This is a genomic window from Sphaerisporangium album, from assembly GCF_003323745.1.
GTDB classification, from domain to species: Bacteria; Actinomycetota; Actinomycetes; order Streptosporangiales; family Streptosporangiaceae; genus Sphaerisporangium; species Sphaerisporangium album.
In genome coordinates this window covers 181,817-200,293 of sequence record NZ_QOIL01000008.1, presented here as the reverse complement: position 1 = coordinate 200,293, position 18,477 = coordinate 181,817, and the positions used below count along the sequence as shown (strand labels likewise).

The following is an 18,477-nucleotide window of genomic DNA, read 5'->3' as shown; positions in this document are numbered from 1 at the left end:
GCTCGGCGGGGAAGAAGGCACGTCAGCGAGCGGTGTTCAGGACGGACTCTGGCAGACCGAGCATGCGGACGAGGTCGGCGAGCTCCGCCTCGAACAGCGCGCCTCCATGATCCCCCATGGCGCGGGCCAGGCCCAGCGACTCGACGCACACCACGCCGAACAGCCTCAGCCAGCAGCGGGTGAAGGTGACCGCTGCCTGGGTGGACGGCAGCGGGATCTGCAGCCGTTCGAGCAGACGGTCGGCCAGCGCCTCGGTGTCGGCGGAGATCGTGCCGGGGACGGACGCCGACAGCCCGTAGTCGTGCCAGACGTCGACAAAGACGTCCCCGAAGAGGCCGCCCACCTGGCGGCGCGCCTCCCCCACCGACTCGTCCTCCTCCTCGGGAGAGGAGGCGACCAGGGCGAGCTGGAACTCCTGGGCGTGTTCGACGGCCCAGTGGCGCAGCGCGCGGCTGGCGACGATGAGGCGGCCCGCGGTGTCGGCCTTGTCGACCTCGGAGATCGTCGAGCTGATGTACTCGGTCAGCTCTTCGAGGGTGTCGATGATGACCGCGTCCATGAGCTTGCGATGGCTGTCGAAGTAGCGGTAGATGCCCGGTGGCGTCATGCCCATCTCGCGCGCCACCGCGCGGATCGTCAGGCCGTCGACCCCCTGACTGGTCAGGATCTCGCGGCTCACGGAGATCAGTTCCCGCAGCGTAGCGTCGCGGACCCTCTGACGGCGTGGCGAACTAGTCATCGCGACCCTCCACGGCTCGGTTGTTCGCGCGGATCCTTCGGGCACCGTAGCGAATGATCCACCCCTGTCCGGTTCATCTCGTCAAGTGTTACCGGGTGTTAACTCTAGCGTCCGGCGATAGCGGAAGCATCTAGGAAGAACGGATGTTACCTTCGATCGTAATAGTTTCCATGAAGGAGGCAGGCGAGTGGATGCGGCCGTTCAGGAAACCAGGCGAGTGACAGACGTGCACGGGGATGCGGCTCAGATGGGCGACGCCGGAGCGGTCCGCCCGTGCCCGCGGGAGATGCTCACGGCGGCATGCCAGGCGGGCGACCAGCGGGCCTGGAGCGAGCTCATCAAGCTGTACACCCCCGTGGTCTGGTCCGTGGCCCGATCGTTTCGATTACGAAGCGCGGACTGCGAAGACGTCTGCCAGCTCACCTGGCTGCGCGTGGTGGAGAACATCGAAAGGTTGCGCGAACCCGCGAAGTTCGCGTCCTGGCTGGTGACCATCACCCGCAGAGAAGCGATCAAGTTCATCGAGCGCAGTCGCCGGCACGTGCCCGTGGGCGACCACGCGCCCTTCGACGACTGGCCCGACGAGACCGTGTCGGTCGAGGACACCGTCGTCGACCGGTGGCAGGACCCGCGCATGCTCGAAGCGTTCCGCGGTCTGAGCAAGCACCACCAAGCGCTGCTGGCCATGTTGCTGCACGAGCCGGCGTTGAGCTACGACGAGATCAGCGCCGCGCTGGGCATTCCCCGCGGCTCGATCGGCCCGACCCGCAACCGGATCCTGCGTCGCCTCCGCGACAGCGTCCAGCGGCGACCGGCCCTGGTCGCATGATCCGTTCGTAGCGCCGGCCGAACGCCCCACTCGCGCCCACCGCCCGGTCCGATCTCACCGACGGGCCGTCGCCTCTCCTCGCCCGGCGATCCGGGCGATCCCCCAAACCTTAGTTCGTCTCCCGAATGACCTGCGAAAGTGACCGGTCCGCACTGTGGGCCGGTCACTTTGTCGTGTACCCCCTGGATTTCGATCTTCAGGCGCCCGAACAAATCCGGAAAACTTCCCGCGAACGTGTATCCAGACCGCCCACCGGCCTCTCTTTATCCATGAGAAGCGCAACCGGATGGAGACGGGAGGGCACGGGTGACCCCTCGAGTGGCGGTCGTCGGTGCGGGGATAGCGGGGATGTCCACCGCGTATCATCTGCGCGACGACGCGCGCGTGACATTGTTCGAGGCCGATTCCAGATTGGGAGGCCACGCCAACACGGTCGAAGTGCGCGAGGGCGACACGACCCTCGGGCTCGACACGGCTTTCATCGTGTACAACGAGGCGCACTATCCCATGCTCACCGCGTTCTTCGGTGAACTCGGGGTACCGACGCAGGACCACCCAGGGCGATTCTGCTTCTTCGACCTGGACCGTGGACGCAGCTACGTCTCGGAGGATTTCGAGCTCAACGAGGAGCAGATCCGGCAGCGCTACGACGCCGATTTCAGCGACCTGTGGCGCGAGGCGCGGCGATTCATGTCCGAGGCCCCGCGCGACTTCGTCCGGCGGCGCGCCGACATTCCCCTCGGGGAGTACCTCGACCGCAACGGCTACAGTGCCGCGTTCAGGTACGGCTTCGTGGTGCTGATCGCCACGGCCGCCTGGTCGGTGCCGGCCGAGCGGATCTGGGAGATGCCGGCCAGCACGGTCATCGCCTTCTTCTTCGCGCACGGCCACGAAGGACTCGGCGGCCAGACCGCGCCCTGGCGCACGGTCACCGGAGGCAGCATCTCCTACGTCCGCCGGGTGGCCGACCGGTTCGCCCGCTCCGGGGTGGACGTGCGGGTCGACGCGGCGGTGAAGCAGGTCAGGCAGGACGGCGACCACGTGGTGCTGTACGGTCCCGACGGCCCCGAGCGCTTCGACCACGTCGTCCTGGCCACCCACGCCGACGACGCGCTCGGCATGCTCGCCGAGCCCACCGCGGCCCAGCGGCGGCTCGACGTGATCCGCTACCACGACACCCGGGCGATCCTGCACAGCGACGCGTCGGTGATGCCCGCCGACCGGGAACGGTGGCGCAGCTGGAACTACGGCCGCGTCGGCGAGGGCGAGGGCCAGCAGTCCTGGGTCGTCTACTACCTCAACGAACTGCAGCACCTGCGGGCGGAGAAGGACTACTTCGTCACGCTGGACTGCCCGCTGCCGGTCCGCGAGGACGCCGTGATCCGGGAAATGGCCTACCGCCACCCCGTCTTCACGACCGAGGTGCGCGCACTCCAGCGCGACATCCGCTCGATCAACAACGACGATTCGCGCATCAAGTTCGCCGGCTCCTATTTCCACTCCAGGAAGATGGGAATCGACATCATCGGCAGCCACGAATCGGCGTTCGATTCCGGCGCGGCGGCGGCGGACGCCGTCCGGCGCACGGCGGGAATCGGCCCGAAGGGCGACTAGGCCGTCCAGCGGCCTCTCTTTTCCACAACACGTACGGAAACGGTCCGTAGCGAGGAATGCGATGACTAACCAGGTGACTGCCGGCTCCGGCGCGGAACTGACCGAGAACGAGGTCCGTGAATGGCTGGTCGGGAAGATCGCCCACCGGCTCGGCGTGACGGCCGACCAGGTGGACTCCGACCAGTACTTCGACGAGTTCGACCTCGACTCCACCGAGGCGCTCGTGCTTTCCGGTGAATTGGAGAACTGGCTCGGTTTCGAACTGGAAACGACCGCACTGTGGTACCACCCCACCATCAACGAGCTTGCCGGCTACATCGTGGAGAAGCAGCGCGATGCGACGGCGCGATAGAAAGCCGCCCCAGACGGTCACCCGCGTCGGGTCCGCGCCCGCGGACGCGCCGTCGGTGATCCTGGTGCACCCGGGCGCGCTGCCGGCCACCGTCTACGCGGACCTGGCGTCCGCGCTGGCGCCCGGCGCGGCCCTGCACGTGGTCAACCTGGAGCACGTGCCGGAGTACTTCGAGGCGGCCCTGCGCGGCGACGCGCCGGCCACGTCGATCCCGGCGCTGGCCGAGCGGACGGCCGGCGAGCTGCGCCGGCGGGGGCTGCTCGACCGGCCGTGGTGCCTGGCGGGGTGGTCCTTCGGCGGCGTGGTGGCGCTCGAACTCGCCGGGCTGTTGGAGGAGTCCGAGCGGCCGGCGGCGCTGCTGGCCCTGGACACGATCGCGCCGGTGCCCGAGTACACCCGGCTGGACGGCGACCTCGACGACGACGTGGTGCTGCGCTGGTTCGCCATGTACCTGGGCGCCCGCAGGGGCGTCGAGATCCCGGTCGGCGGGGCGATTCCGAAGGACCGGGAGCAGGGCCTGCGCGCCGTGCTCGACTCGGCGCGCGAGCACGGGGCGCTGCGGCCGGACACGACGCTGCCGGGCCTGCGGAAGGTGCTCGACACCTACCTGCAGGGGCTGGTGCGCAACAACCGGCTGGCCCAGGCCTACGAGCCGCGCCGGGTGCCGGTGCCGGTCGTCCTGGTCCGGCCCGAGCGCGGCCTGCTGGACGTGGCCGACCCGCTCGGCTGGGCCGGGCTCGCCGAGGACCTGACGGTGCTGGGGTGCCCCGGCGACCACTACACGATGCTGCACGACCGCGAGGCGGTGGACCGGATCGCCGGGGCCGCGCTCGAACTGCTGGGCGACCGCGCCCGACCGGCGCGGGTCACCGGCGACCCGCGGCCCGCCGCCGACAACGCGACGCTCTCAACCGGAACGGACCGTGTCATGGACAGCGACAACACCAAGGCCCGGCGTACGGGGGACACCCCCATCGCCATCGTCGGGCTCGGGGCGCTCTTCCCGCGCTCCGGCGACCTGAGCGAGTTCTGGGGCAACGTGGTCGACGCCGTCGACTGCATCGAAGACGTGCCCGAGACCCACTGGCGCATCGAGGACCACTACGACCCCGACCCCAAGGCGCCGGACAAGACGTACGCCAAGCGCGGCGGGTTCGTCCCGACCGTGCCGTTCAACCCGCTGGAGTTCGGCCTGCCGCCGAACACCCTCGAGGTCACCGACGTGCTGCAGTTGCTCAGCCTGGTGGTGGCCAAGCAGACGCTGGCCGACGCAGGCGCGACCGGCTCCACGTGGTACAGGCCGGAGCGCACCGGCGTGGTGCTCGGCATCACCGGCGCGAACTCGCTGACCCAGCCGCTGGCGACCCGCCTGCAGACGCCGGTCCTCAAGGAGGTCGTCCGCAGCTGCGGCCTGACCGAGCGGGACGCCGAGGAGATCGCCGCCAAGTTCGTCAAGGCGTTCGCCCCCTGGGAGGAGCACTCCTTCCCCGGCATGCTCGGCAACGTCGTGGCCGGCCGCATCGCCAACCGCTTCGACCTGGGCGGCACGAACTGCACCCTGGACGCCGCCTGCGCCAGCTCGCTGGCCGCCGTGCACATGGCGGCGTCGGAGCTCATCTCCGGCCGCGCCGACCTGATGATCACCGGCGGCTGCGACGCCGAGAACACCATCCTGATGTACCTGTGCTTCTCGAAGACCCCGGCGTTCTCCAAGGTGGGGGACATCCGGCCGTTCGACGAGGCCGCCGACGGCACGCTGATCGGCGAGGGCATCGGCATGCTCGCGATGAAGCGTCTTGAGGACGCCGAGCGCGACGGGGACCGCATCTACGCGGTGCTGCGCGGGATCGGCACCTCCAGCGACGGCCGGTACAAGAGCATCTACGCCCCCCGCAAGGAGGGCCAGATGGTCGCCCTGCGCCGGGCCTACGAGGACGCGGGCTTCGGCCCCGAGCAGATCGGCCTGGTCGAGTGCCACGGCACCGGCACGCCGGTCGGCGACCTCACCGAGGTCAGCGCCCTGCGCGAGGTGTTCATGGCCGCGGGCGCGAACCGCCAGGACGTCGCCCTCGGCAGCGTCAAGAGCCAGATCGGGCACACCAAGGCCGCGGCCGGCGCCGCCGGGATGATCAAGTCGTCCCTGGCGCTCTACCACAAGCTGCTGCCGCCCACGATCAACGTGACCACGCCCCGCGGCGCGATGGAGTTCGAGTCCTCGCCGTTCTACGTGAACACCCGGACGCGGCCGTGGATCACCGAGCCGGAGCGGCCCCTGCGCCGGGCGGCGGTCTCGTCGTTCGGCTTCGGCGGCACCAACTTCCACTGCGTGCTGGAGGAGCACGACCCGAGCGGCACCGGCCTGACGGTGCTGCACCGGACGGCCCGGGTGCACGTGTGGCACGGCGAGGACGCGAAGGCCCTGCTGGAGCAGGTCGAGGAGAACCCGCGCGGGCTGGAGGACTCCACGCCGGTCCCGGCCGGGCACGCGCGGCTCGCCGTGGTCGCCCGGGACGACGCCGAGCTCGACCGCCTGCGCGAACAGGCCGTCCGGCGCCTCGCCGGCGACCCGGCCGAGGAGGCGTTCGAGCTTCCCGGCGGCGCGTACTACCGCCGTGCCGCGGCGGTGCCGGGCAAGGTGGGCGCGCTGTTCGCCGGCCAGGGCAGCCAGTACGTCGGCATGGCCGGGCAGGCGGCGATGGCGATCCCGCCGGTGCGGGAGGCGTTCGACGCGGCGGCGGCGCACTTCGCCGGCGCCGAGCCGCTGGGACGGGTGGTCTTCCCGCCGCCCGCGTTCGACGACGACACCCGCCGCGCGCAGGAGGACGCCCTGCGGCGCACCGACTACGCGCAGCCCGCCATCGGCGCGGTCTCAGCCGGGCAGTACGCCTACCTCACCGGCCTCGGCCTCACCGCGGAGGGCGCGCTCGGTCACAGCTTCGGAGAGGTGACCGCGCTCTGGGCTGCGGGCAGCCTGAGCCGCGAGCAGATGTTCGGGCTCGCCCGGGCGCGGGGCGCGGCGATGGCCGAGCGGAACGAGGCCACCGGGGACGACCCGGGCACGATGGCCGCCGTCTCCGCCGACGTGCCGACGGTCGAGGGCCTGCTCGACGGTCACCCCGACGTCGTGGTCTGCAACATCAACGCGCCCGACCAGACGGTGGTCGGCGGCGGCCGTGACGCGGTCGCGGCCTTCGTCAAGGCGTGCGAGGCGGCCGGGGTCACGGCCCGCCCGCTGCCGGTCGCGGCGGCCTTCCACACCCGGTACGTCACGCACGCGGTGGACAGGTTCGGCGCCGCCGTCGGCTCGACGGTCGTCGCGGAGCCCGCCATCGAGGTCTACGCCAACACCGACGGCGCCAGGTACGGCGCCAACACCGACGAGAACGCGCGGATCCTCGTCCAGCAGCTCGCCAACCCGGTCGCCTTCGCGCCCAGGGTGGAGCAGATGTACCAGGACGGGTTCCGGGTCTTCGTCGAGTTCGGGCCGAAGAAGGTCCTGACCGGCCTGGTCCGCCGGATCCTCGCCGACCGCCCCGACGTCGTCGTGCTCTCGGCCGACGCCGGGCCCGGTCGCGACGGCGACCTCGCTCTCAAGCAGCTCGCCGCGCGTCTGGCCGTCCTCGGCCTGCCGCTGGCCGGCTTCAACCGGTACCAGGCGACGGCGGCCGAGCAGCCGCCCGCCAAGGGGATGACGATCGACTTGAACGGCGTGAACTACGTGCCAGAGGCGCGCCGCCAGGCGTACCAGGAGGCACTCGACAACGGCTACCAGGTCGAAGGGGTGGCCGCGAGCGGCGCCCCGGCCGAGCCGTCCACCGGACACAACGGCAACGCGGACACGGGGAACGGACACGTGAGCAACGGACACGCGGGCAACGGCGTCGCCCACTCCAACGGGCACGCCGCGAACGGCCACACCACGAACGGGCACGGCACGAACGGGCACGGCACCAACGGCCAGACCACCAACGGGCACGGCACCAACGGTCACAACGGCAATGGCCACAACGGGAACGGGCACGCTCCGAGCACGGTCCCGAGCGTCGGCGCCATCGCCGCCAGCCACCTCGCCATGCACGGCGATTACCTGCACAGCCAGCTCCGCCTCTCCGAGCGGCTCACCAACCTCGTCGAGGAGGGCAGCCGCCAGGACGCCGGGCCGTCGGAGAACACGATCGCGGGCATCACCGCCGTCACCGAGCACAGCCTGGCCATCGGGCAGAGCCACGTCTGGGCCAGCGAGGTGCTGCGCAGCTTCGCCCAGCTCGAGAACAGCATGATCGCTCCCGGCCGTACGGTCGGCGGCGACATGGCGGCGCCGAGCCTGCCGCAGGCGGTCGCTCCGGCCTACGAGATGCGCGCCATCGGCACCATGTCCCGCCCGGGCTGGACCGAGGAGACCGAGACCGGTTTCGCGACCACGGCCGCCCCCGCCGCTCCGGCGACGTTCGCGGTTCCCACCCAGGCGCCCGCCCCCGTCCCCGCCCCGGCCCCCGTCGCTCCGGCGCCCGTGGCCCCGGCCCCCGTCGCCGAGCCCGCCGTCACGGTCGCCGTCACCGTCGCCGCCCCGGCTCCGGCCCCGGCTCCGGTCGCGCCCGCTCCGGCCGGGAACGACGCCGAGACCGTCCGGACCACCCTGCTCACCATCGTCGCCGAGAAGACCGGCTACCCCACCGACATGCTCGACCCCTCCATGGACGTCGAGGCCGACCTCGGCATCGACTCCATCAAGCGCGTGGAGATCATGGGCGCCCTCCGCGAGTCCTTCCCCGGCTCCCCCTCGGTGAGCCCCGAGCGCCTGGCCGAGCTGCGGACGCTCGACGACATCATCGGATTCGTCGCCGGAGCCGCCGTCGCCGCCCCGGCCCCAGCGCCCGCCCCTGTGCAGGTCCCCGTGCAGGCTCCGGCTCCGGTCGCGGCCGCCCCGGCCGGCAACGACGCCGAGACCGTCCGCACCACCCTGCTCACCATCGTCGCCGAGAAGACCGGCTACCCCACCGACATGCTCGACCCCTCCATGGACGTCGAGGCCGACCTCGGCATCGACTCCATCAAGCGCGTGGAGATCATGGGCGCCCTCCGCGAGTCCTTCCCCGGCTCCCCCTCGGTGAGCCCCGAACGCCTGGCCGAGCTGCGAACGCTGAACGACATCATCGGATTCGTCGCCGGATCGGCTTCCGCGCCGAACGGGGCGGAGGTGGTGAACGGCCCAAAAGCTGAAACCCTCCCGCGGATCGACCGCTGGCAGGCCGGGCTGACCCGGCTGCCGGCCGCCGACCGGCTGGAGGACGCCTACCGTCACGCTCCGGTCGCCCTGGTGGCCGGGGCGGGCGGCCCGCTCGCCGACGCGCTGACCGATGCCCTGCGCGGCGCCGGATGGCGTACCGCCGAGCCCGGCGCCGCCCTCGACGAGGGGCCGGACGTGGTGCTGTACGTGGCTCCCGAGCAGGTCGACGGCACCGCCACCGCCCTGACCGCGCTGCGCGACGCGGCGATGCTGGCCCGCGACACCCAGCGCACCCTGGAGGCGTCGGCCCGCAACGGCCGCGCCGCCTTCGTGACCGTGTCCCGCCTGGACGGACGCCTCGGCGTCACCCCGTCCCCCGGCGACACCGGCGAGGCGGGGCTGGCGGCCGTCACGCTCGGCGGTGTCTCCGGCCTGGTGAAGACCCTGGCCATCGAGGCCCCCACGGTGTTCTGCCGCGCCATCGACGTCGCGGCCGAGCTGCCGTACGAGCGGGTGGGCGAGATCGTCCTGGCCGAGCTGTACGACGCCCGCGTCGCGCTGCGGGAGGTGGGCCACACCTCCGACGGCGCCCGCTGGACGACGACCCTGGGCGAGAGCGCCCCCGCCGGTGAAGGGCGGATCGCCCCGCCCGGCGCGGACGAGCTGCTCGTGGTGACCGGCGGCGGTCGCGGCGTCACCGCCGCGTGCGTCATCGACCTCGCCAAGCGGCACCGCACCGGCGTGCTGCTGCTCGGCCGCACCCCGCTGGCCGACGAGCCGGCGTGGGCGCGGGACGTGCCGCTGGACAAGCTCAAGCCGGCCATCGCCGCGGCCCTCAAGGCCGAGGGGTTGAAGGTGACCCCGCGCGACATCGAGCCCCGGTTCCGGGAGCTGAAGGCGCAGCGGGAGATCCGCCAGACCCTGGCGGAGGTGACCGAGGCCGGAGCGCACGCCACGTACGTGCCGGTCGACGTCACCGACCCGGCGGCGGTGCGGACGGCGCTGGCCGCCTACCGCGACCGCGTCGTCGGGGTGGTGCACGGCGCCGGTGTGCTGGCCGACCAGCTCATCGTGGACAAGCGTCCGCAGGACATCGACCGGGTGCTCGGCACCAAGCTCGCCGGCCTGGCCGGTGTGCTCGCCGCTCTGGACCCCGCCAGGCTGCGCCACGTCGTGCTCTTCTCCTCGGTCGCCGGGTTCTTCGGCAACCAGGGACAGTCCGACTACGCCATGGCCAACGAGGCGCTCAACCGGATCGCGTCCCGTCTGCGGGGGGCCAACCCCGGCACCCGGGTCACCTCGATCAACTGGGGCGCCTGGGACGGCGGCATGGTCACTCCGGAGCTCGCCCGGCTCTTCAAGGAGCGCGGCGTGGATCTGATCCCGCTGCGCACCGGCGCGCGGATGTTCGCCGAGCAGTTCGACGCCGAGCGTTCGGCCGACCTGGTCTGCGTCATCGGGCCGGACAAGCCCCTGTCGGAGGCCGAGCCCCCCGCGCTGCCCGCCAAGGGCGTCACGGTGACCCGGGACCTCGGCGCGGTGGCCGGGGAGCCGGTCCTCGCCGACCACCGGATCGGGGAGCACGCGGTGCTGCCCGCCACGGTGGCGCTGGGCGGGATCCTCGCCGCGGCGGAGGAGGTGACCGGAGCGAAGCCGGGCGGCGCGCGGGACTTCACCGTCCTCAAGGGCGTGGTCTTCGACGCCGAGGCCCCCGCGAAGCTGCGGTTCACCCTGACGCCGCACGCGACCGGCACCAAGGTCGACGTGCGCGACGAGAACGGCCGGCCCCGCTACAGGGCGGTCGTGGAGCCCGCGGGCTCCGCGCCGGCACCGCTGGCCGGGCTGCCCGGCCTCGACGCCGGCGAGCCCTGCACCGCCTACGAGGACGGCACCCTCTTCCACGGCGACGGCCTGCGCGGTCTTCGCCGGGTGCTGGACCCGGGACGGCGCATGGTCCTGCGGGCCGAGCTGCCGGGCACCTCGTTCGCCGCCGGCGCGTACGGCACCGGCGACTACGACCCCGTCCTGGCCGACCTGCTGCTGCAGGCCGTCCTGGTGTGGGTGCGCCGGCACACCGGCCAGGCCAGCCTTCCGGCCGGCATCGGCCACGCCGAGACGCACGCGCCGATCCCCGCGGGCGAGCCCTTCCTCATCGTGGTCGATGAGGTGACCGTCAGCGGCCCCATGGTGCGCTGCACGGTCAGCGCCTGCGACGGCGACGGACGGGTCCTCACCCGGTTCGCCGGGGTCCAGGCGATCTGCCGCGACAGCGGCGGCGCGCACTAAATGCCCCACGCACGTTGACATATCCCGCGGATGGAGAGCCATGTCCACGCCAGAGCATGTTGCGGATCCCACTGGACAGGAACCCGTAGCGATCGTCGGGATCGCCTGCCTGCTGCCAGGCGCCGACACCCCCGAGCAGTTCTGGGCCAATCTGCGGTCCGGGGTGGATCTGCGTCGCCCCGGTGGCCGCGAGATGTTCGGCACGGACGAGACCGTCCCCGGCGGGTGGGGTGACCCGGACCACCGGGTCACCGCCACCCGGGGCGGGTTCGTCACCGAGCCGCCCATCGACCTGACCGGCCTGCGCATCCCGGCGGACACGCTGCACCGGCTGGACAAGGTCGTCCGGTGGCCGCTGCACACCGCCCGCCGCGCGCTGGCCGACGCCGGCATCGCCGAGGACTCGGAGGTCTTGGCGCGGACCGGCGTGATCCTGGGCAACTACGCCTTCCCCACCGAGACGTCGGTGCGCTCCTGCGTGCCGCTGGTCCGGCGGGCGGTGAGCGCCGGGCTGCGACGTGCGGGCCTGGAGCTCCCCGAGGCCGCCTCGCCGGAGGCGGCCGAGGAACCCGCCGAGCTGTGGCCGTTCGGCCTTCCGGCCACGGTGGTGGCGGACGCCTTCGGTCTGGGCGGCGCCCGGCTGACGCTGGACGCCGCCTGCTCATCCGCGTTGTACTCGCTGGCCCTGGCCCGCAGGTACCTGTCGACGGGCCGGGCGGACGTGATGCTGGCCGGCGCGGTGTGCGCGCCGGACCCGCTGCTGATCCACCTGTCCTTCTCCGACCTCAAGGCCTTCCCCGCCGACGGGATGAGCCAGCCGTTCGACGGCCGCTCGCAGGGCATCGTGACCGGCCAGGGCGCCGGGATCTTCGTCCTGAAGCGGCTGTCGGACGCCCGGCGCGACGGCGACCGGATCCACGCGGTGCTCGGCCCGATCGGGCTGAGCAACGACGGCGCGGGCGGGCACCTGCTCACCCCGCGCAAGGACGGCCAGGTCGAGGCGTACAGCCGGGTCTACGACGACCACGGCATCGACCCGGCCGAGGTCGACTACATCGAGTGCCACGCCACCGGCACGCCGCTCGGCGACACCACCGAGCTGCGCGGCCTGACGGAGTTCTTCGACGGGCGGGGCGGCGTGCCGCCGCTCGGCTCGGTGAAGGCCAACGTCGGCCACCTGCTGACCGTGGCGGGCTTCACGAGCATGCTCAAGGCGATCCTGGCGCTGCGGCACGGGACGATCCCGGCGACGCCGGGCGTCGGCGAGCCGCTGCGTCCCGCCGAGGCGCGGGCCGCCGCCGAGCGGGTCGTGCTGACCGAGCGCCCCTGGCCGGCGCCCCGGGTCGAGCGTGACCCGGAGCACCGGGTGGCCGCCGTGTCCGCGTTCGGCTTCGGCGGCACCAACGCCCACGCGATCCTCACCACCGACCGCGCCGCCGGCGTCCTCCCCTCGGGGAACGCCACGACGGACACAGCCACGGACACAGCCACGGACACAGCGGCGGGCACCGCCCCGGGCACGGCCCCGGCGGACGGGCGGATGGCGCTGGTCGGGCTGGGCCTGCGCGCCGGGCCGCTGACCGACGTCGCGGCCTGGCGGCGCGCGGCCCGCACCGGCACGCCCGCGCTGGTCGACCGTCCCGGGCACCGCTGGTACGGCCTGGCCGACGCGGACACCGCGCCGGTCACCGGTGACCAGGCCGAGAAGGCCGGGTACGCCGACACGATCGACGTGGACGCGCGCACCTACCGCATCCCGCCGGGCGAGCTGGGCCACGCCAACCCGCAGCACCTGCTGCTGTTCGAGGCGGCCGAGCAGGCGCTCGCCGACGCGGGGTACGCCGCGCGGGAGTCCGGGCGGCGCGCGAACCAGCTTCCCGAGCGCCGGGTCGCGGTCGTCATCTCCATGGAGCTGGAGCCGCGCACCCACACCCACCGGGCCCGGTTCGACATCGGCGCCCACGTGCGCGCCGAGTGCGCCAGGGCCGGTGTGGACCTGGACGAGGCCGCCCTGGCCAAGCTGGAGACCGCCGTCCGCGGCGCCGTGCACGACCCGATCGGCGCCAACGAGGTCCTCAGCTACATCGGCAACATCATGGCCAGCCGCATCTCGTCCTCTCGCAACCTGACCGGCCCGTCCTTCACGGTCGCCGCGGACGCCACCGGCGGCGCCCGCGCGCTGGAGGTCGCCTCGCTGCTGCTGCTCGACCCGACCGTGGAGGCGGTCCTGGTCGGCGGCGTGGATCTGGCGGCAGGCATCGAGAACGTCGCGGCCCGCGCGGCGCTGGCCGAGCTGAGCGGCGGCCTGCCGCCCGTGCCCGGCGACGCCGCCGCGGCCGTCGTGGTCACCCGCCCGGGTGACACGGCCGGTCGCACGGTGTACGCCACCATCGAGTCGATAACGGTGCGCTCCGACGCCGCAGGTACGGGCCCCGCGCTGGCCGCGGCGGCGGGCGCGAGCCTGTCGGCCGCCGGTCTCGGCGTCGGCGACGTGGACTACCTGGAGCTCGCCTCGGCGTCCCCCGCCGAGGTCGCCGCCGACCTGGCCGGGGCGTACCCGGCGGACGGCGATGGCTGCCTGGTGGGCGGGGCCGCCGCGCTCGTGGGCGACACCCAGCAGGCGTCCGTGCTGACCGCGCTGGTCAACGCGGCGGGCTGGCTGCACCGCGCCGAGCTGCCCGCGACGCCGGAGCCGCTGCGCGAGATCCTCGCCGGCCTGCCGCCGACCCGGCTGGAGGTCTCGGGCGAGCCGGCGCCGTTCCTGCGCCGCAGGAGCGACCGGCCCCGGATCGCCGCCGTCGCCGCCTGGGACGGCCGGGCGCTCGCGGGCGGCAACGCCGCCGCCCACATCGTCCTGGCCGGCGCGGACACGCGCGGCAAGGCCGTCGAGACCGACTGGCGGGAGGCCCCCGGGCACCTGATGCTCGCGGTCAGCGCGGACGACGCGGGCACCATGACCGACCTGGTCCGCCAGTACCGCTCGGCCCTCGACCACGGGCGCGACCCGTGGGAGCTGGTCCGCGAGGCGGCGCCGCGCAGCGGGTCCCGGCGCTACACGGCGGTGCTGGTCGCCGCCGACGGGGACCGCCTGCGCCGCGAGCTGGACGCCGCCGAGCGCGACCTGCCGGCCGTGCTCGCGGGCGGCGGCGAGTGGGCGACCCCGGCGGGCAGCTACTGCACCGGCCGCCCGGTCGGCGACGGCCGCGTCGCCTTCGTCTACCCCGGCGCCTTCACCGGCTACCCGGGAATGGACCGCGACCTGTTCCGCCTGTTCCCCGGCCTGCTCGAACGCTTCGAGCAGGAGGCCGACCGCCCGCGCGACCGGTTCAAGCACCGCTGGCTGTACCCGCGCGGCTCCCGGCCGTTACAGCGGCGCGACCTGATGCGCAACGAGGAGCGCCTGATCGACGAGATCCCGGTGCTGCTCGCCGCCGGGACCAACACGGCGGTGCTGCGCACGCAGCTCCTGCGCGACGTGCTCGGGATCACGCCGCAGGGCGGGTTCGGCTACAGCCTCGGGGAGAGCAGCATGCTCTTCGCGATGGACGTCTGGGCCGCCGCGGCCCGCGACGACGCCAAGCTCGCCGCCACCCCCCTGTTCCGCGACCGGCTGCGCGGCCCCAAGCACATGGTGCGCGAGACCTGGGGCCTGCCCGAGGACACCCCGGACTCCGCCGTCTGGGCCAGCTATCTTCTGCTGGCCGGCCCAGAGGCGGTCTCCGAGGCGATGAAGGGCCTGGACCGGGTCTTCCTCACCCACATCAACACCCCGGGCGAAGTGGTCGTCGGCGGCGACCCCGAGCAGGTCCGCGAGCTCATCCGGCGGACCGGCTGCCAGGCCGCCAAGGCCCCGGCCAACCACGTCATGCACTGCCCGATGGTCGACCCGGGCCTGGCCGAGCTGGCCGAGCTCAACCGCTACAGCCCCGGCGCGCCCGACCCGCGCCTGGAACTGCTCTCCGCCTTCGACTACGACACCGTCGACCCGGCGGACCTGGAGACGGTGGCCGAGCGCATCGCCTGGACGCTGCGCAGCACCATCGACTTCGCCCGGCTGACCCGCGTCGCGCACGACCGCGGCTTCCGCTTCTTCGTCGAGGTGGGCCCCGGCGCGACCTGCACCCGCTGGATCGGCGAGACCCTCGCCGGCCTGCCGCACGTGGCCGTCTCGGTGGACCGCCGGCACACCTCGGTGAGCGGCGCGCTGGCGCAGGCGCTGGCGCGGCTGGCCAGCCACGGACTGCCGGTCGAGCTGGGACGCCTGCTGGGTGGCGCGGAGCAGGCGAGCGCGGCGACCACCGAGCGCAAGCTGATCCGTACGGTCCGGTGCGGCGGCGAGTCGATCGTCGAGCGCGTCGCCCGCCGGGCCGCCCCCGTCCTCGCGCCGGCCGAGCCGGACGCGGCCATCGCCGTCACGGACGGCCCCAAGGAGGTGACCACCGTCATGGCCGACCCCATCGAGTACTGGCCCGAGGACATGACCGTCTGGGACATCGAAGCGGAGGATGTCATCACGCTGGACGGCGACCCGTTCGTCTTCCTGCCCGACGCCACCGGCCACGCCGAACCGCACCACACCGGCTTCGACCAGCCGGGACCGCAGGACACCCCGTCCGCCCGTCCCGCCGGAGCGGCCGGGTCCGGCCCGGGCGCGCCGTCGCCGCGCCAGCACGGCGCGGGCCTGCCGGTACGCCGGGTGCGTCCCCCGCGCACGGGGACCTGGCGGCCCCGCCGCCTCACCGGCCCCGCGTCCGACGCCCTGCCCGCCACCCTGCCCGGCACCCTGGCCGACAACGTGTCCTCGATCGCGAGCTGGGTCGCCGAGGCGCACCGCGCCGCGCTGCGCGCCCACCACGCGATCCTGGACGGCGCCGTCACGCGACTCGAACTGGCCTCGTCCGGCACCGTGACGGCGCTTCCCGCGGGCGGCCAGACGCCGCCTGACCAGACAATGCCCGACCGCACAACGCCCCACCAGACGCCGCCGGCGCGGCCGCGGCCCGAAGAGCCCCGCGAGAACCGTCCGATCCTCAACGAGGCGGACCTGCTGGAGTTCGCCTCCGGCAAGGTGGCCAACGTCTTCGGACCGGCGTTCGCCGAGGTGGACACGTTCCCGTCCCGCACCCGCCTGCCCGAGCCGCCGTACCACTTCGTCACCCGCGTGACCGCCCTGGAGGGCCGCACGGGCGTGTTCGAGCCGTCGTCCATCACCACCGAGTACGACGTGCCCAAGGGCGCCTGGTACAGCGTGGACGGCCTGGTCCCCTGCGCGGTGACCATCGAGGCCGGGCAGTGCGACCTGCTGCTGATCAGCTACCTCGGGATCGACCAGCGCCACCGCGGCGACCGCGTCTACCGGCTGCTGGACAGCTCGCTGGTCTTCCACGGCCCGCTGCCCCGCGAGGGCCAGACCCTGCGCTACGACATCACCATCAAGCGCTTCGTCTGGAACGGCGACGCGCTGCTGTTCTTCTTCGGCTACAAGTGCTACGCCGACGGAGAGCTGATCCTGGAGCTGCTGGACGCCTGCGCCGGCTACTTCACCCAGTCCGAGCTCGACAACTCGCTGGGCGTGGTCCTCTCGGAGGCGGACAAGGCCAAGCGCGCGGCGCTGAAGAAGACCTGGTTCAAGCCGCTCGCCCGCACCGACCGCACCTCCCTGTCCTCCAAGGACCTGGCGCTGCTGGCGGAGGGGCGTCGCGCCGAGGTGTTCGGCCCGGCGTACGACCAGGGCGACGCGAACCGCTCGCTGCGCCTGCCCGGCGAGATGCTCCGCATGATCGACGAGATCCCGTCGATCGACCGCCTGGGCGGCCCGTGCGGGCTGGGCGAGCTGACCGCGGTCAAGCGGCTGGAGCCCGACGCCTGGTACTTCACCTGCCACTTCCCCGGGGACCCCGTGCTGGCCGGCTCGCTGGTCGCCGAGGGCGGGGTGCAGCTCCTGCAGACGTACGCGATGTACCTGGGCATGAACCTGGTGCTGCCGGACGCCGAGTTCCAGTCGGTGCCGGGCCTGCGCACCGAGGTCAAGGTGCGCGGCCAGATCACCCCGGGCACCAGCGAGATCCGCTACAAGGCGGAGATCATCGGCCTGACCCTGCTGCCCCGGCCCACCGTGATCGCCGACATCACCGTCTACGACGGCGACAAGCCGATCGTGTCGATGCGCAACTTCGGCGTGCAGCTCCGCGAGAAGCCGGGCACGCAGTACCGTCCGGGCCCCGGCGGCGTGCCGGAGTACCTGGGCCGGCGCAACGCCAAGGGCGAAGTCGCGTTCATCAACGAGCTGCACCTGGCGCACGCCGCCAAGGGCGACCTCGGCACCGCGATGGGCCCCGAGTTCGACGTCTACCGCGACCGCCGCGCGCCGCACATCCCCAACGGCGACTTCCAGTTCGTCGACCGGATCATGGCGCTGGAGGGCACCCGCGGCAGGCTGACCGCCGGGTCGAAGATGGTGACCGAGTACGACTCGCCGCCGGAGGCCTGGTACTACCACGACAGCCCGACCGGCAACATGCCGAACTGCGTGCTCATGGAGACCTCGCTCCAGGCGGCCATCCTCTGCGGCTACTACCTGGGCGCGACGCTCGCCAGCCCCGAGGACGAGTTCGCGATCCGCAACCTGGACGGCAAGGCCACGCTGGTCAAGGACGTCGACCTGCGGGGCAGGACCATCCGGCAGAAGACGACCATGCTGTCCAGCCAGGCGGTCACCGGCGCCACGCTCCAGAACTTCCGCTACGAGCTGTACGCCGACGACGAGCTGTTCTACGCGGGTGAGTCGCTGTTCGGGTACTTCACCGAGGCGGCGCTGAGCAACCAGGTCGGCCTGGACGCCGGCAAGTACGTCGCGCCGTGGCTGGAGGAGCAGGCCGCCCTGGAACCGGACCGGGTCCGCCGCCTGGCGCTCCCCTCCGGGGACCCGCGCCGGGCGCCGAGGGAGGCCGACGGCCTGCGCCTCGGCGAGGGGCACCTGGGCAGCCTGGTGGACGAGGTCACGCTGGTCGCCGACGGCGGCGCGCACGGCAAGGGCTACCTGCTCGGCCGCCGCGCCATCGACCCGGCCGAGTGGTACTTCACCTGCCACTTCCACCGCGACCCGGTGATGCCCGGCTCGCTCGGCGTGGAGGCGGTCATCCAGGGGCTCCAGACCTTCGTGATGGAGACCGGCCTCGCCGACGGCATCCCGGACGCCCGGTTCGCCGCCCCCGTGGACGTCGCCATGGGCTGGAAGTACCGCGGCCAGATCCTGCGCGAGGACAAGGAGATGACCTTCGACCTGCACGTGAAGGAGATCCGCCGGGAGGAGCACCGCCTGGTCGTCATCGCCGACGCCAGCGTGTGGAAGCCGGGGCTGCGCATCTACGAGCTCACCGATGTGGCCATAGAGGTCCGGGCCGGCGGCACCGCCGGCCGGGAGGAGTGAA

6 protein-coding genes are annotated in these 18,477 nt (G+C 73.0%); 5 read left to right on the top strand and 1 reads right to left on the bottom strand.

Annotated features, from left to right (window positions below):
• Nucleotides 1-22 precede the first annotated feature (22 nt).
• Nucleotides 23-739 (bottom strand): TetR/AcrR family transcriptional regulator, encoded by a 717-nt coding sequence (locus DQ384_RS16255; protein WP_114029657.1) that lies wholly within the window; start codon nt 737-739, stop codon nt 23-25.
• Nucleotides 740-986: 247 nt separating this feature from the next.
• Between DQ384_RS16255 and DQ384_RS16250 the strand changes: the two genes are divergently transcribed.
• From DQ384_RS16250 to DQ384_RS16230, 5 genes are all read left to right on the top strand, one after another.
• Nucleotides 987-1,568, top strand: coding sequence for an RNA polymerase sigma factor (locus tag DQ384_RS16250; protein WP_114029656.1), 582 nt, complete (start codon nt 987-989; stop codon nt 1,566-1,568).
• Between the two features lie 306 nt (nt 1,569-1,874).
• On the top strand, nt 1,875-3,182 hold the full coding sequence (locus tag DQ384_RS16245) for an NAD(P)/FAD-dependent oxidoreductase (RefSeq protein ID WP_342769407.1): 1,308 nt from the start codon (nt 1,875-1,877) through the stop codon (nt 3,180-3,182).
• A gap of 61 nt (nt 3,183-3,243) precedes the next feature.
• Nucleotides 3,244-3,534 carry an acyl carrier protein gene (locus tag DQ384_RS16240; RefSeq protein WP_114029654.1) on the top strand — a complete coding sequence of 97 codons (291 nt, stop codon included), beginning with the start codon at nt 3,244-3,246 and terminating at the stop codon, nt 3,532-3,534.
• Entirely contained in the window at nt 3,518-11,047 is a 7,530-nt protein-coding gene (locus DQ384_RS16235; RefSeq protein ID WP_114029653.1) for a type I polyketide synthase, read from the top strand. Before DQ384_RS16240 ends, DQ384_RS16235 begins: the two co-directional genes overlap by 17 nt.
• Before the next feature lie 40 nt (nt 11,048-11,087).
• Nucleotides 11,088-18,476, top strand: a complete 7,389-nt coding sequence (locus DQ384_RS16230; RefSeq protein ID WP_114029652.1) for a beta-ketoacyl synthase N-terminal-like domain-containing protein — start codon at nt 11,088-11,090, stop codon at nt 18,474-18,476.
• Nucleotide 18,477: the final 1 nt, after the last annotated feature.